Genomic DNA, 14,521 nt, shown 5'->3' with positions numbered 1-14,521 from the left:
ACAGGATTCACCCTACAGGAAACGTAACGTTACACGTTACTGGATTATAATCCAGTAACGTGTAACGTTACGTTTCCTGTAGGGTGAATCCTGTAGCATGAAACCCGTAATGTGTCAATCCTTGCTCCGACCCTTTTTCGTGCATTTTGGCTCTCACCTGCGCTTTCTCTCTCGGTCTTGGTGGGCTTCGGTCTCTGTCATGACTCAAGTATATGCCATGGGCCTACAGGATTGCAAGTCATTTCGCGAATTTCCTGGATAAACTTTAGTCCAACGCTCTGACCTGGCATTATTCCGGGTGACGCTTTCGTATCCTGGAGTGTCACGCTACCGGTAATGCGAAGTCCGGACTATTTCCGGTGACAGGATTGAGCAATCCTGTTGATTTTCCTGCAATCCTGTAATAGGATGGTGGTACACCACGACGAACCAGGGGAGATCATGACCAGCACCGAACCTACCGCGACCGAGACCCACGCGCCGGAGATGCTCGCGCCCGGCACGCCGTGCGCGGTGTGCCAGTTCCCGATGGGCCGCGACGAGCACGGCGTGCCGCAGATCTGCGGCAACCCCGTGTACGTCAACGTCGAGGGCGGGGGCCGCCTGCCGAAATACTGCGGCGGTGAAGAGCAGGCCGAATGGCAGGCCAAGCACGGCACCGCGGGCAATGCCCGGCACCGCTCCGAACTCGCGGCGTACCCGCGCAAGCAGCTCGGACTCTCGGCCAAGGAGGTCGAGCAGCTGGCCCTCGATGAGGCCGCGCGCCAGGGCATCGGCGCGGGTGTCGTCCGGCGCAAGCAGCTCCCGACGACCGGGCTGCCGCTGCTGCCGAACACCACCACCCCGGCCGCGCCGGTCGAGTCGGCCGAGGAACCCGCGCCGGTGTCGGCGGTGCAGGGCCTGGCCGAGCTGGCGACCATCATCACCAGTCGCGTCGCGGCGGTGCGCGCCGAGATGGATGCTGTTGTGGCGCAAGCGGATTCCCGCGTCAAGGAGGCCGAGGACGAGCGCGATCAGCTGGCCGCCGAGGTCGCGGACGAGCGTGAGCGCCTGGCCGCCGAGGTCGCGACGGAGCGCGAAGCCCTGGCCGCCGATCGCGAGGAGGCCCGCGCCATCACCGAGCGCGCCGAATCCGAGATCCGTGAGGCGCGTGAGGCGCAGCTGCGCGCCGAAGGTGAGCTGGCCTCGGCCCAGCGGCGCATCGCCGAGCTGGAGCAGGCGCTCGTCGACGCCGAGTCCCAGCGCAAGGCGGAGGTCGCGGCGGTCCGCAGGGAGGAGCGCGAGGAGTTCCGGCTGGCGCTGCGGGAACTCAACGTCGAGATCGGCGGGCGCAAGCACGCCGACGCAGAACCGCCCGCGCAGGAGAAGCCAGCCACCACCACGCCGGTGCAGCAGCCGATTCAGGCCGAAGAGCCCGCGCAGGCCCCGGCCGATGAGATCGCCTTCCACATCGAGAGCACGGCGCCGGAGCCGCGGCGTCGTGCCCAGGCCGCGCCCCGGAATGCGGCGCTGGTCATGGGCAAGAATCACCTGCGGATGCTCGAGGAGGTCGAGGCGGGGCGGGTCTACCGGCTGCTCGCCGGTGCGTTCCGTGGTGCGGGGGGCGCGAAACTGCGGGCGGAGGACACCAAGGCCCTGGATTACCTCGCCGCCCAGGGGCTCATCACCTGGCCGTCCGGGGCGACGATGGAAACCACCGAGGGCGACGCCGCCCACGTGAGCGTCGTGCACGACAACACCGACCCGCACTGACGACACGGAACACACGGAAGGCACTGCAACCAACAACGGACCCCACCCCCGAATAGCGGGAGTGGGGTCCGTTGTTGCGCAAGGGATTTCAGGACTTCTCGGGTACCTCCGGGATGTCCATCCTCCAGGGCCGGTGCAGCCGGTGTGCGTACCGCCGGATCATCGTGTTCATCGGGTCGCTTCCTGCTTCTCGCTCGGCTCCGCTCCGGCCTCGACGATGAGGTTCGCGTAGGTCTTGGAGGTCCAGTTGTGCAGCCAGATCACCACGCCGACCATGATGGGCGCGATGGCGTATTCCGCGGCTTTGCTCGGGTCGGTTTGCAGGTGCGGACCGGCGTTGAGTGAGATCGTGATGGCCAGCAGCGCCAGCTCCAGCAGCACGATCTTCTCTCGCTTCGGTTCCTTGCCCCAGCGCGCGGCCGTGGTCGCGGTGAGCATGATGACGATGATCGGGATGGAGATCATGGCCTCGATGCCGTAGGACAGCCAGTACAGCGGGTCGGACATGTCCCCGCTCGGCACGAGGTTGTGCTGGACGTTGACCCCGGACCAGATCATGCCGATCACGACGACCGCGATCAGGGCGCGGGAGGTCACTTCGGCGCGGCGGTAGAGCTGGGCGAGTTTGGCGTCGTGGCTGACGATGCGTTCCCGCGCGGCCAGTGCTCGCCGGTGCCAGCGGGCGTTGCGGGCGTTCTCCTTCGCGATGGCTTCGAGGTCGGCCTCCTCGGCGCGGGCGCGGGCCAGCTCGGCGCGGGCGCGGCTCAGGCGCATCTTGCGCTGGATCTCGCGGCACTCCTCGACCAGGTCGCGTTCCTTTTGCATCTCCTCGTCGCTGAGCACGTCCAGCAGCGCCGTTTCGCTCTGCAAGGGCACCTGGCGCTGGGCTGCGGCCACACGGGCCGCCAGCGCCGCGGTCGCGGGGTCGATCTCCTCCTGCTCTTCCGGCTCCTGTTCCGGCGCCGGCTCTTTGGTGGTGGGCTGGGCGTCGAGGTCGGCGAGTTCGGCGAGATCGGCCGCGGTCAGCGCCCGGAACTCGCCGGTGTTCTCCAGGCTGTGCTCCTCGCGCCAGGCGTTGACGATGCGGGAGACGTACTTGCGTGTGGCCTCGACTTCGCAGGCCTCCAGCCATGTGTGGACCTCGGCGGTGTCGGGGTTTCCGAGGATGGCGCAGATGTGGCGGATCTGTTCGGCCTTGCTCGAGAGTGTGGCCACCTCTGTGCGATGGGCCTCGGAGATGTGCATGTGAGTGGTTCCTCGCGGCTGGTCGTCGGGGGTCCGGTCGGGGGTACCCACGTGGGTACCCACAGCGGTACCCACGGTGGATACGCCCTGGTCGGCGTGTGTTTCCCCCATGGCGGTGTGTCCGGCGGTGTGGGTACCCACACGGCGGGTGTCCCCGCTGGTGTGGGATGGCCCCGGCTCGGTGTCGGCCTTGGTGTGGGTACCCCCAGCGGCGGTGTGTGACCTGGTGGGGGTGGTGTGCGCGCTGTTGTGGGGTCCCACGGTCCCGGTGTCGGGGTCGGTGTGGACGATCCGGGGACCGTGAGGGGTCCACAGTGCGACGCCGGTGCTCTGGTGCATGGGAGGGACGATAACGAGGTCGGTGTCGGCGGTCATGCCATGTGCTCCAATTGCGTTCGTGCGGGGAAAGTTCGGGGTGGGTGTGGGGGCGTCGCTTGTGGCCACGGAAGGCACTGGTGGCACGGAAGGCACTGCATTCAGTGCCGGTCCTCTCGCGGGTTTGCTGATCACGTCGGCTCTCCTATGCCTGCCTCTGGTTGCCCTGCTGCTTGTCGCGCTCACGCTTGGCGTAGGCGCGGTGGGTGGGCGAGCAGTACAGCTTCGGCCGACCACCAGGGACCTGCTCCAGTTCCACACCGCATTTGCTGTAGAGGCAGTGCGTCGGCGCCGCGCCGCCCTCGACATGGCCAGCCTCGCCGGACCCGGTCCGGTGCAACGTGACCACGTTCCCGGCCGCCGACGACGCGGATTCCTCGGCCGCGTCGTCGGGGAGGAGCGTGGTCAGCACGGGCAGCGGAGCGTCGGCCGACCGGCCGAAGATCTCCACCAGGCGCATGATGTCGGTGTCATCGACCCGGAAGAACCGGATGCGTTGAGCCATCCCGCCCGCCTCCGGTGAGTCGATGAATCCCACACCCGCCTCGTCCACGGTGATCGCGGTGGCGTCGATGCCGCGTTCGGCTGCACCGGTGCCGTAGACCATCTGCACCTGCTGAGCACTGGCCTGGCGCAGACCGATCGTGACCGGGAACAGATCCTTGAGCAGATCGAAGATGGCCTTGGCCGCGTTCTGGGTCGCCGCGATCAGGGTGAAACCGACCGCGCGAGACTGGCTCAGCAACTCCATCAGCAGGCGACCGATGTACTTGTCCACCCGGATCGTCTCGCGCTTGTAGGTGCCATCGATCTGTGGCACGTCGAACTCGGCTTTGATGTCGCCGACCAGTTCGACCAGGGCAATGATTTCGTCGATGAGCAGCACGTGGTGCGGGTCGCCTACTTCGGCCTCATGGTTGCGGATCGGCTCGCCGGTCCGCATGGCGTGCTCTCGCCGCACGTCCAGGCGCTCGCGCATGATCCGCAACAGCTTCTCCAGCACCGCGATAGCGTCGGCGACCAGATAGGCCCAGCTCGCATAGAGCCGGTAGCCCGCGGCCATCTCCCCGCCCCGCTTGAGGTCGATCACGTGCAGCTGCACGCGGCCCGTGGCGATGTCCGGGGCGAGGGCGCCGATGATCGACCACAGCACACCGGACTTACCGGAGCCGGTCACGCCCGCGAGGAACAGGTGGTTGTTCCACAGCCGCAGCCGGTAGAACTCACCGTCTTCACGCATCGCCACCCGCAGCGCCTTGAGCGGAACCGGCGAGGCTTCCGGGCCGGGATAGCGCACGGTGGCCGCGAGCGGGTTGCGTACCCGCAGCTCGATCGTCACGACGTGATCGCCCTTGGCCGCGGCCACCTGCACCCTGGGCACCCGCAACGAGCTGGCCAGGCCCGGCAACCGATGCCGGATGTGATCGGCGGAGAACCCCGGCGGCATCTCCAGCCGGATACGTGCGCCGACCGGCGAGGGCCGCACACCGTTGTCCGGCGGGTATCCGGGGTCCTGCCCCGGCAGCAGACGCGGCCACGTGCCGGGAAACAGCATGTGAGGGTTCTCCGGCAACCCGACCCCGATTTGGGGATGGGTCCACACCAACCGCGCCTGGAAGTCGTCGGAAAGGGTGTCCAACGCGAACCGCAGTTCCTCCGGGTAGGCAGCCAGGAACGCCATCCGCTCGGCAAAGGCGCGCTCGATCTCGCGACGTTCACGCCGGTTGCGGCCCACCTTGTTCGCGACCACGACACCGCCCACCGAGCCGAGCGCGAAGACCATCCCGACCGGGCCGGTCCAGCCTGGCGAGCCCATGTTCTCGGCAGTGGTGTAGGCGACTATCCCACCGAAGACCAGCACCCCGGCCCCGCCGATCGCGCCTATCGCCATCAGTTCGCCGTTGCCCATGTTGCCCACCTCAGTTCTCCCCGCAGTCCGTACCGCTGGCTCAGCGGAAGGCGGACCCTTGACCCATCATGTCCGGTTCGCTGGATACGTGCCCACACGATTTGCAACCGCAGTCCCGAAATCTGTATTGCCGTCGCCGGTCCGGCGTGGCGCTGCTGTTGGTGCTGCGGCAGGTACAGCGGCAACGGATGCGGCTGCGGCGCAGGCAAAGCCAGCTGTCCACGACGCGGCGCGCGATGCCGGTCGAACACGATCACGATGTCGCGGTGCGGCTGCGCGCCGAACTTCACCCGCGCCGAGGACGCCCCGAATTCGGCCGCCAACGCCGCCGAACGCTCATGGAAGGTCGCCGCGGATTGCCCCGGCAGCATTCGCACGCTCACCGTGTCCTCGCTGCCGTGCCGGACCACCGAGACCAGGCGAGGCACCCGGATTCCGGCGGCCGAATCCTCACAGAGGCCCAGATCGGCGAGCACCGACGCCCAGCGCCGCCGGTACAGCCAATAGGCCCACGCCGCAGCCACAGCCACCGCCCGCAGGTGCCGCACAACCACCAGGAGCACGACAAGCACCGCGACGGTACCGACCAGACCGGCCGCGACCGGCACGGCCAGATCCCCGGCCGTCTGCGCGTACCCGCTCACATCGTCGATCGACAGATGCCCCGTGCAGGCGGCCAGCGCGCCCGCAGTCAGCACAACCATGCCGAGGCACTCCGCGGTGTCCTTGCCCGTCCACGGGCCACGCTGCGGGCTCATCAGGCCACCTCCAGCCGTGCCGCGATCCGCTCGGCGAGGAACGCCGCCACGGGCACCGCGACCGCGTTGCCGATCTGGCGCCGAACCTCCGCCGCGGTCTTGCCGTGCCACTGGTAGGAATCCGGGAAGCCCATCGCACGGGCCCGCTCGGTGTTGGTCAGCATCCGGTGAAAAGCGGTGCCGTCCTCGCCAATGCTGGCGACAGCGTGGTGGTTTCCGCCCGCGGTCACCGTCGCCAGCGGATGCCGATCCGCCCGCCGCGCCCGCGCATTGCGGCGGTAGGTGACCAGATGCGCCACACCGGTTTCGGTGATCTCCGCAATCTGCGGCGAGACGTAGAGCCGACGCGTCACCGGCGTGCCCAGATCCGGCTCGAGGATCGACGACGCGACCGGAGCCTGCACCGGCGGCAGCGACAGGTCCACACCGCCGACCCGGGTGAAGATCCCGAACCAGCGCGGCCGGTGCTGCGGCACCGCGTCGGGTACTTCGGTGGCGTTGATGACCGCCGACTGATAGCGGTAGCCCAGCGAACGCAACCCGTCCAACCACCAGTCGAACAGGCTCCAGGCGGTGAACTCGACGACGTTCTCCACCACGATCACCTCATAGCGGTGAACCTCGGCGGCAGCGACGGCCGCGAACGCGGTTGCCCGGTCGATCGAGCCCTGATCCGCGCGCAACCGCTCCACCTCGGCAGGCGGGCGCGTACGGCCACCGGAACGGGCATGCCACACACACGAAGGCGAGAGCCACAGCGCCGCAGTGCGCGGGAAACGCCGGAAGTCCGTCTCGCTCAGATTCGCGATGATGTGCTCGACATCGGGGTGATTCGCCTGGTGCGTGGCAACCGCGACCGGCCAGTGATTCGCGCAAATGACCACGCGATGACCAGCACGGCACAGGCCCTCGGACGTTCCGCCACCGCCGGAAAACAGGTCGGTCCAATCGAGGCCGGCTGCTACTTCTCTGGCAGCAGTCCCTTTGCCTTGAGCTGTGCGCGTACCGATTCCAGGTCGATCACTCCCGCGATCCAGCCGAAAGCCAGCGCCTCCATTACGCCCTGCCAACTCTCGTCGTCGGCCGCCATTTTCATCCTCGCGGCCTTCCAGGACTGATCGTCCAGCCGGACCTTCCGGGCAGGCCAACTGTTGCGGGGTGAATCGGGCGTAGTCACGGGTTCCATGGTCGCATGGAACCTTGCCAGCCTCTCTGACGTGGGATTTCGCATTTGTCATTCCGTCCTCCTGAAATGGATCGTGGCCCCATGGTACCATGGGTCCATGAGGCCAAGGGGCCACATAGACAGGAGAGATCACCATGAACCTGAAGGCACCGATCCCGTTCGCGCTGACCGCGAAGGGCAAGCGAGTCATCGCCTTTCACCCGATCGATGACCAGATGAAGCCGTCCCCGTGGGACTGCGCCGATGCTGGCCCGTTGACCGTCGCCGAGTCGGCCGAGGTGCTGACCACGCACGGGCAGTGCGGCTCCGAGTGCCGTATCAGCCGGACCGCCCGCAAGGTCCGCGCCCGGCTGATCGACGCGCCGACCGTCCGCGCCCACACGATCCGCATCCGCTGAAACCCGAGAAGGACCGGCCAGTGCTTACCTGGCCGGTCCTTCGCCGATCATCATCACAGGCGAGAGAGACCATGACCAACTCGGCTCCCCCGGTCTTCCGATGGCGATGCGCACCAATCCATCTCAAGACTCGTCGGCAACTCGCCGCGGTGGGTCTGCGCCCGAACGGGCAGGACATCGCTGGGCGCCTGCCCTACCGCAGGCATGGCCGCGTGTGCGTGGCCTACCTGTACGACATCACCCTCGCCGCGCCGAAACGTCCCGCGACGCCCGCCCAGCTGGCCGCGCTGGCAAAGGCCACCCGAGAACGGCAGCTTCGTGCTGCTGAACGCCGCGGCATCGCTCGCGACGAGTTCGAGTGCATCCACGACCCCGGGCCTGCCTGGACCGAATCCGGCCGCGCCGCGTAGAAACCCACAGCAGCATCGAAAACTGAAAGGAACACTGATGACCCAGACCACCGAAACCGACACCGCCGCACAGGAACTCATGGTGGACAGGGCATTGCGGCAGGCGCTGGAATCGCTCACCACTGCCGCCAGGCTGGCGACCACCAGCAGCAGCGAACGCGCCTCGCGTGTGATGGGCGAGCAGTTCGACCGCGCATTCATGGCCGTGGAAACACTGATCGAGCTGCGCGCCGGAGAGAATGCCCGCACCGCAGCCCGATTCGGGGTCGACGCGCCGACGATCCCGCCGGTGTAGATCACGCACACCGCCTGTGCGACATCGCGCCTTACAGACCGGATTTCCGGTCAGAATCGCGCGAATCGCGTGTCGGTCCGCCTGATCCGCAGGCGATCGACAAGAGTGGCCAAGAACGAGAAAACCCGCCCTCTCAGGTCCGTTTGGCAGCGGACCCTTCGCGAGAGGGCGGGGAAAGCAAGGGCGAGCCTCGCGCTTGAGGGTACAGCAGGGATCGGACACCGGTCGATCCGACACGTCCCTTATTCGCGAGGCTCGCTCCCCGATCCCATGAGGGGCGATGAGCACACCCGAATCGACCGACCACAACACCACGCCTGAGGGCAATGCACCACGCCGACGCGGCCACCGCAAGGCCACCGACAATGTGGTTCCGCTCAACCGGCAGGGCGTCGACACGGAGTCCGAAGACCTCACGTTTTTCTCCGGCGGGAACCGGTACAGGCTCAACCGGAAATCCGGCGTGATCGCCAAGACCAGCCAGAACAAAGACGGCGAAACCGTCAGGCGAGCCGTGCTCCCGTTCGTCCCGGACGTCGTAGACGTGACAGTCGACCTCGATGAGGACGACCTGCAAGACCGCAAGCTGTACACCATCTCGGTCGACGGCGAACAATCACGAGTCACCCACCGCCAACTGTTGACCGGCGACGTGTGGGCCAACTTCTCGGTATCCGGCCACGGCTCCCGGGGCATGGTCAACGTGCTCGCCGACGCGGTGCTGCGGCTGGCCGAGGACCACCCGACCATCCCCCTGCACCGGCACACCGGCTGGATCGAGATCGACGGACGGCCGGTCTACCTCACCGCTGGATCCTGCATCGGAGCCGATGGAGCGGTGCCCGGCCCAGCGATCGAACTCGGTCCCCGCGTCGGTTCCTACGCGCTGCCCGCGCCCCTGGACGGGGACCAGGAGCGTGACGCGGTGCGGGCCTCGCTGGACCTGCTGAACCTCGCACCGGCCGAGGTCATGTGGCCGCTGCTGCTGATGACCTACCTGCCGCCGCTGGAGCTGTGCGCTCCGCGGCCGGATTTCCTCGGTGTCCTCTACGGCCCGTCCGACACCTGCAAGTCGGTGTTGGCTGGCATTGGGCTGAGCCACTACAGCCCCCGGTCGTTGCTGGACCCGTTCCCGCAGAACTTCAGCTCTACCCGGGTGTCGCTGGAGACCTACGCCCACGGCGCCAAGAACGCGCTTCAGGTTGTCGATGACGCGCACCCCGCATCGAACCGGCGTGAGCAGACCGAGATCGTGGACCGGTTCGAGTACCTGGCCCGGTCTGCGGCCAACGGCTCGGCGCGCGGGCGGGGCTCGCGCAGCGGCGGGGACCGCAAGGACCGGCCGCCGCGTGGATTCGCCCTGGTGACCGCGGAATTGCGGTTCAAGGTGCCCAGCGCGGAGAACCGGAGTTTCATCGTGGCCCTGAGCAAGGGACAGGTCGATAAGACCCAGCTCAACGCGATCGGGGCGAAGGCAGAGGGCGGCGTCTATGCCCAGGCGATGGCCGGGTTTATCCGCTACCTGGCCGCCCGGCATGAAGCCGGGGAGGACAGCGAGCAGCGCAAACGGTGGGCCGAGTTGCGCAGTGACCTCGTGTCCTCGGGGTGCGGCCGGTCGGCCAGCCACCTGGCGCACCTGCTGCTGACCGCCGACACTCTGCTGAACTACGCCTGGTACACCGGCGCGATCACCGACGAGCAGGCCAACGCCATGTATCAGCAGGCATACGCCGCAGTCGTCGCCGTGGACAGCGCGGCCAGCGCGGGCCGGGTCGAAATCGACCCCGTGACCCGGTGGGTGGAACTGCTGCGGGAGGCCTTCGACTCCAAACAGGCTCACCTCGAATCCATGGACGGGGCCGCCCCCGAGGACGCGGGCAACTGGGGATGGGAACAGGTCGGCGGGTTCGGCGGCGGCGATCAGGTCCGGCGCGGCCTCATGCTCGGCAACCTCTCCTCCGATGGGCAGACGCTGTACCTCATCCCCAAGGCCACACACGAACTGCTGAACAAGATGGCTGGCGCCGAGGGTTTCGGGCTCGATGACCGGGCGCTCAACGACCGTCTCGGCGAGGCCGGAGTGATCCGGAGCAAGCTCGAAGCGGGGCAGCTGCATCGGACCATCAAAACTCGGATCGGAAACGTGCGGCCCCGGCGGTTCCATATCAGCGTTTCCGCGCTCGAAAACGGGGTGGCCCCTGAGCGGCCCCTTTCGGATTCGGCGACAGGGGCCACCACAGGGGCCGGATTTCAGGCTTCTGACCAGCAGGAATCCGGCGCGGCCCCTGTGGCCCCTGTGGCCCCTGCAAAAAACAGTCCCCATGCAAAAACAGGGAGAACGTTCATTGCCGACCAGGTAGCCGCCGCGCTGGCCGAGGCTGGTGGGGACCGGGCCGCCGCGGCTGAGGCATTGGTCGCCAAGGCGATCCCGGACACCATGGAACTGTTCGACGCCACCCGCGCCGGTGCCCGCTACGACCACACCGCCCACCCGATCGAGCCGGACATTCTGCGGAAACCGGCCAAGGGGGCCGCGAACGCCATCTGGGAGGCGCGGCCCAAGTGGACCAACCCCTGCACCCCGGCCGATGCCGAGATCCAGCCGCTGGATGTCAACGCCGCCTACCTGTCCGCGATGACAACCCACCTGCCGATCGGGGCGCTTCAGCACGACGACAGCGGTGTGTTCGACCGGAAGCGCTCGGGGCTCTACGAGATCGACCCTGTGGCCTGGGACCACGACCACCTGCCCAACCCGCTGGGTTCACGCAGCGCGCCCGGGCCGGTGTGGGTGACCCGCCCGACGCTCCAGCTGCTGGCCGATCTGTCCACCGACCGATACGGCGCCTTGTGCCCGGCCCCGGTCATCCACCAGTCCTGGACCAGCGGATCGAGTGAGAACCTGCTGCGGGCGCTCAAAGAGGCCCTGCGCGATGCCCGGGCAGAGGCCATCGAATGCGGTGACGAGGTGACCGAGACCTATATCAAGGCGATGTATTCGAAGTTCGTCTCCACGATGGCCAAGGCCAGCCGGTACAACCACGACCTGGAGCGCACCGACTGGGGCCACATCATCCGGGCACAGGCCCACGCCAACCTGTGGCGGCGGGCGCACAAGGCCCATACCGCTGGGCTGTGGGTGCACCGCCTGACCGGCGTGGACGAGCTGCACGTCGCCGGTGATTGGCGGCAGGTCTGGGCCGAGGGCCGAGGCCTGGGCGAGATGAAGCCCAAGGGCGACACATACCGCGCCGGATCGGGTCGGTGATCGGGGATGGGTGGGAAAATCACCGGCTCAGCCGGAGCCTCAGGCATCCCCGGCGGGCAAGCCATCGCCGACCGGCTCACCGAGTTGGCCGAGGGGGTCAGGTCGCCGATCACCACCGATCGCGGCCTGGCGGCCCGGCTTCGGTATCTGACCAAATCGTCGGCGGGCTATGACGCCATGAACCAGGCCGGGCTCGATGTCACTGCCCGCACGTTCACCGCCTGGCTTGCCGAAGAGCAAACACCGAACAAGGCCAACCTGGCACGGATCGAAGCGGCGTATGTCGACCTGCACAACCGGAACATGGCCGCATCACTGAAAAAGCGGCTCGACAACAACGGACGCGGCACCCGGATAGAAATCCATCCGATCGACCAAACCGGGGTGCCAGTCCAGCATCAGCGGGACCTGCACATCCGGAAAGTGAACATCCGCCCGCCCGACTGGAACCGACTGATCGACCAATGGGCAACCCACGACATCGACGCCATGAACAGCACCTGGCAGCAGATCGCAGCAGACACCCTCGGAACCGACTGGAACGCCTACGAATCGGTCGACCACATCGGATTCGGCGCATAACCGAAGAACACCAAGCCCTGTAGCAACCGCCGACCACTGCTCATCCGCAGAGTGCGAGTGGTCGGCGAATCGGCCCGCTGAAACCGGACACCGCCGGTTCGGTCCGAACACCGCAGATCAGGACGCATTCCGGGGGGCGATTAGCCCCTGGACTAGACCCTGGACCAGCCCCGCGACCAGCCCCTGGACTCAAACCCTGAGCTAGTCCAGGGGCTGATCCAGGGGCTAGTCCAGGGGCAAGCCGCGCTCGGCGACCGCCCGGCAATCGTTACTCGTTGGGGACACACCTTTTGCACCATCACCCTGGGCCCATCGCAGCAGGGCGCAGCAACCATTTCCCCGCACAACCTCAGTCGCAGATCAGTACGCTGTTCGGTATGACTACTCGTATCACTGTGACGCTGGGCGACCAGCTCGCCGAGCTGATCCGGACCTACGCCGCCGAGGACCCACGAGCCAAAGGCAACGTCTCGGATTGGGTCGCCCGCGCCTGCCGGTCCCGGATGCTCGCCGAGGAAGCCCGCGCCCTGGCCCAGTGGCAGCGCGAACACCCCGAGGAAACAGCCGAGTTCTATCGCGAGCGCGAAGCCGAACATGAAGCCATGCACGCCGCCGAGTCACACCGCCACGGTGACGCTGCGTGATCCCACTCCACCGCGGCGACCTCTGGACCTACCAGGCCCTGGCCCGCACCAAAACCGTCCTGGTCGTGTCCGCCGACGAACTCAACACCGCTGGCCTGCCGATGACCGTGGACATCACCGACGTCCGCCCGACCGGGCTGCGCGCGATGCTGGCCACCACCCTGCCCGGCCACGGCTACATCCTCGGCCGCTCCCTGGTCGCCGCCGACCCCGGCCGATTCCGTGAATTCGTCGGCACCGCCGACCCGGCCGCGATGGACGCCCTCGGCTCCGCCCTGCAAGCCCTCATCGGCCTTTAGACGCGCGTGCAGTACTCGCAGTAGTTGCAGTGCCGTCCGTGCCCGCCGACCGCGCCGAACGTGCTCAGAACTGCTGTTCGGCGCGGTTGATCAGTTCCTGTTTCACCCGCTCCGACAGCTCCTGGTTGGCCGGATCGACCAGAATCTCACCGAGGATGCGCAGCACCGGCGCCAGCGGCACATCCGGCAGCCCAGTCGCGACCGCGGCGCTGTTGCACCAACGCTTCAGGTCCTGATGCGCTTTCGGCTTCAGATCCAGCGTCACCCGGATCGGCGTGGTACGCAGTGACTTCTTCTGCACGACCCTCGGCGTGCGCTCGCCTTCTTCGGCGACTTTGCTGTAGTCGGTACGTCTCCGGCCGCGCCGGCGTTTCTGCTCGCCGCTCTGCTCGTCTGTCACCGTGCCGCCTCCCATCGCCGAATCAGCTCCGCGGCGACCTGCGGGTAGGTGGTGCCTTCCAGCTCCACCGGCAGGCCGTAGCACTGCCGGTACAGGTCGTCATGGAACTGGATCTGCGAATCCATCACCGTCAGCCGCAGATCTCCGTCCGCCAGCGCCGCCCGCACATCCGCATCCGGCCCTGTCTTCGTCGCGTATGGCCGATTCGTGCGCGTCAGCAACACCGCCTCCACCATCGGGTCGCGCGAACGGCCCAGCTGCTCACGCAGATCCCGGATTCCCTCCAGCTTGGTCTTCAGCCTGCGCATCGTGCGACGGACCTCGATACCGGCCGGGGCGATCGGATACACCCACACGTCGGCGTACACCAACGCGCCGCGGGCGATCGACTCGTGGTCCTCGAGCTGTGGCACGTCCAGCACCATCGCGCCTCGGCCGTCCTCCAGATCCGGCAAGCTTCGATGCAACGTGGTCACGTGCTGGCCGATCACCGGGAAATCCAGGCCCTCGGCGTCTTCCATCCACTCCAGCGCACTGCGGCCCTTGTCCGCATCCACCACCAGCGGCGAGCGGCCCAGCTCATGCAGCGCCTGAGCGATGAACAACGCCGAGGTCGTCTTACCCACCCCCGGCTTGATCGAGGCCAACGCAATACGGAGAACCATGCACTGAACCTACTGCAAGCACGTGGAAACAGTGCCCCCACTCGCGGCTCGCCAACTGCTCTGTCCTCATTTCCTGTAAACAGCTCTATACAATCCTGTAACCCTCCATGCATGCTGTAATACATTGCCCAACAACAACTTTCGTCTTTTACATCATGAATGCGTTGCTAACGCAACAGCATTCGCGACGAAGACGACGAGATAGGCTGTCCCGCAAAGGCTTTCGGCCGAAGGCCGATAGCCGGTAGTCCAGTTACGTTGTCCAGCAACAGTTTTCAGCCGCGAAGCGGCTGCGCGGCGGGCCTCCGCAGGAGACCTGCGCGCCCACCTGGCTG

Annotated in this window: 14 protein-coding genes; 8 read left to right on the top strand and 6 right to left on the bottom strand. The window is 67.0% G+C overall.

Annotated features, from left to right (window positions below):
- Positions 1-441: 441 nt before the first annotated feature.
- Positions 442-1,752 (top strand): hypothetical protein, encoded by a 1,311-nt coding sequence (locus AB0H49_RS34140; protein ID WP_357257191.1) that lies wholly within the window; start codon positions 442-444, stop codon positions 1,750-1,752.
- Positions 1,753-1,920: 168 nt separating this feature from the next.
- Here AB0H49_RS34140 and AB0H49_RS34135 read toward each other — a convergent pair whose 3' ends face one another.
- The 4 genes from AB0H49_RS34135 to AB0H49_RS34120 form a co-directional block, all read right to left on the bottom strand.
- Positions 1,921-2,997, bottom strand: a complete 1,077-nt coding sequence (locus AB0H49_RS34135; protein WP_357257188.1) for a hypothetical protein — start codon at positions 2,995-2,997, stop codon at positions 1,921-1,923.
- 520 nt (positions 2,998-3,517) lie between these two features.
- On the bottom strand, positions 3,518-5,281 hold the full coding sequence (locus AB0H49_RS34130; protein ID WP_357257186.1) for an FtsK/SpoIIIE domain-containing protein: 1,764 nt from the start codon (positions 5,279-5,281) through the stop codon (positions 3,518-3,520).
- Positions 5,263-6,039, bottom strand: a complete 777-nt coding sequence (locus AB0H49_RS34125; RefSeq protein WP_357257183.1) for a hypothetical protein — start codon at positions 6,037-6,039, stop codon at positions 5,263-5,265. The genes AB0H49_RS34130 and AB0H49_RS34125 overlap by 19 nt, the downstream gene beginning before the upstream one ends.
- Positions 6,039-7,277, bottom strand: coding sequence for a DNA cytosine methyltransferase (locus tag AB0H49_RS34120; RefSeq protein WP_357257180.1), 1,239 nt, complete (start codon positions 7,275-7,277; stop codon positions 6,039-6,041). The genes AB0H49_RS34125 and AB0H49_RS34120 overlap by 1 nt, the downstream gene beginning before the upstream one ends.
- An 82-nt stretch (positions 7,278-7,359) precedes the next feature.
- Here AB0H49_RS34120 and AB0H49_RS34115 point away from each other — a divergent pair, with 82 nt between their 5' ends.
- The 7 genes from AB0H49_RS34115 (at position 7,360) to AB0H49_RS34085 (ending at position 13,121) form a co-directional block, all read left to right on the top strand.
- Positions 7,360-7,623: a hypothetical protein gene (locus AB0H49_RS34115; RefSeq protein WP_357257177.1), complete on the top strand. Its 264-nt coding sequence runs from the start codon at positions 7,360-7,362 to the stop codon at positions 7,621-7,623.
- A 71-nt stretch (positions 7,624-7,694) separates the two neighbouring features.
- The gene (locus AB0H49_RS34110; RefSeq protein ID WP_357257174.1) at positions 7,695-8,033 is read left to right on the top strand and encodes an RRQRL motif-containing zinc-binding protein; all 339 of its coding nucleotides are present in this window, start codon (positions 7,695-7,697) and stop codon (positions 8,031-8,033) included.
- Positions 8,034-8,070: 37 nt separating this feature from the next.
- On the top strand, positions 8,071-8,328 hold the full coding sequence (locus AB0H49_RS34105; protein ID WP_357257171.1) for a hypothetical protein: 258 nt from the start codon (positions 8,071-8,073) through the stop codon (positions 8,326-8,328).
- Between the two features lie 280 nt (positions 8,329-8,608).
- Entirely contained in the window at positions 8,609-11,596 is a 2,988-nt protein-coding gene (locus tag AB0H49_RS34100) for a hypothetical protein (protein ID WP_357257168.1), read from the top strand.
- Between the two features lie 6 nt (positions 11,597-11,602).
- On the top strand, positions 11,603-12,178 hold the full coding sequence (locus AB0H49_RS34095) for a hypothetical protein (RefSeq protein WP_357257165.1): 576 nt from the start codon (positions 11,603-11,605) through the stop codon (positions 12,176-12,178).
- Positions 12,179-12,555: 377 nt separating this feature from the next.
- Entirely contained in the window at positions 12,556-12,822 is a 267-nt protein-coding gene (locus AB0H49_RS34090; RefSeq protein ID WP_357257162.1) for a hypothetical protein, read from the top strand.
- A complete protein-coding gene (locus tag AB0H49_RS34085; protein ID WP_357257159.1) occupies positions 12,819-13,121 on the top strand; it encodes a hypothetical protein in 303 nt (100 codons plus the stop codon). The genes AB0H49_RS34090 and AB0H49_RS34085 overlap by 4 nt, the downstream gene beginning before the upstream one ends.
- A gap of 64 nt (positions 13,122-13,185) precedes the next feature.
- Here the strand turns inward: AB0H49_RS34085 and AB0H49_RS34080 are convergent, their stop codons facing one another.
- Together AB0H49_RS34080 and AB0H49_RS34075 are read right to left on the bottom strand one after the other, a co-directional pair.
- Complete coding sequence (locus AB0H49_RS34080) at positions 13,186-13,536, bottom strand: hypothetical protein (RefSeq protein ID WP_357257156.1); 351 nt, start codon at positions 13,534-13,536, stop codon at positions 13,186-13,188.
- Complete coding sequence (locus AB0H49_RS34075) at positions 13,518-14,186, bottom strand: ParA family protein (RefSeq protein WP_357257153.1); 669 nt, start codon at positions 14,184-14,186, stop codon at positions 13,518-13,520. The genes AB0H49_RS34080 and AB0H49_RS34075 overlap by 19 nt, the downstream gene beginning before the upstream one ends.
- Between the last annotated feature and the right edge of the window lie 335 nt (positions 14,187-14,521).

It is taken from the genome of Nocardia sp. NPDC050713 (genome assembly GCF_040654315.1).
Lineage (GTDB): Bacteria > Actinomycetota > Actinomycetes > Mycobacteriales > Mycobacteriaceae > Nocardia.
Note: the sequence above shows the minus strand (reverse complement) of the source record. Positions and strands in the feature narration are given on the sequence as shown.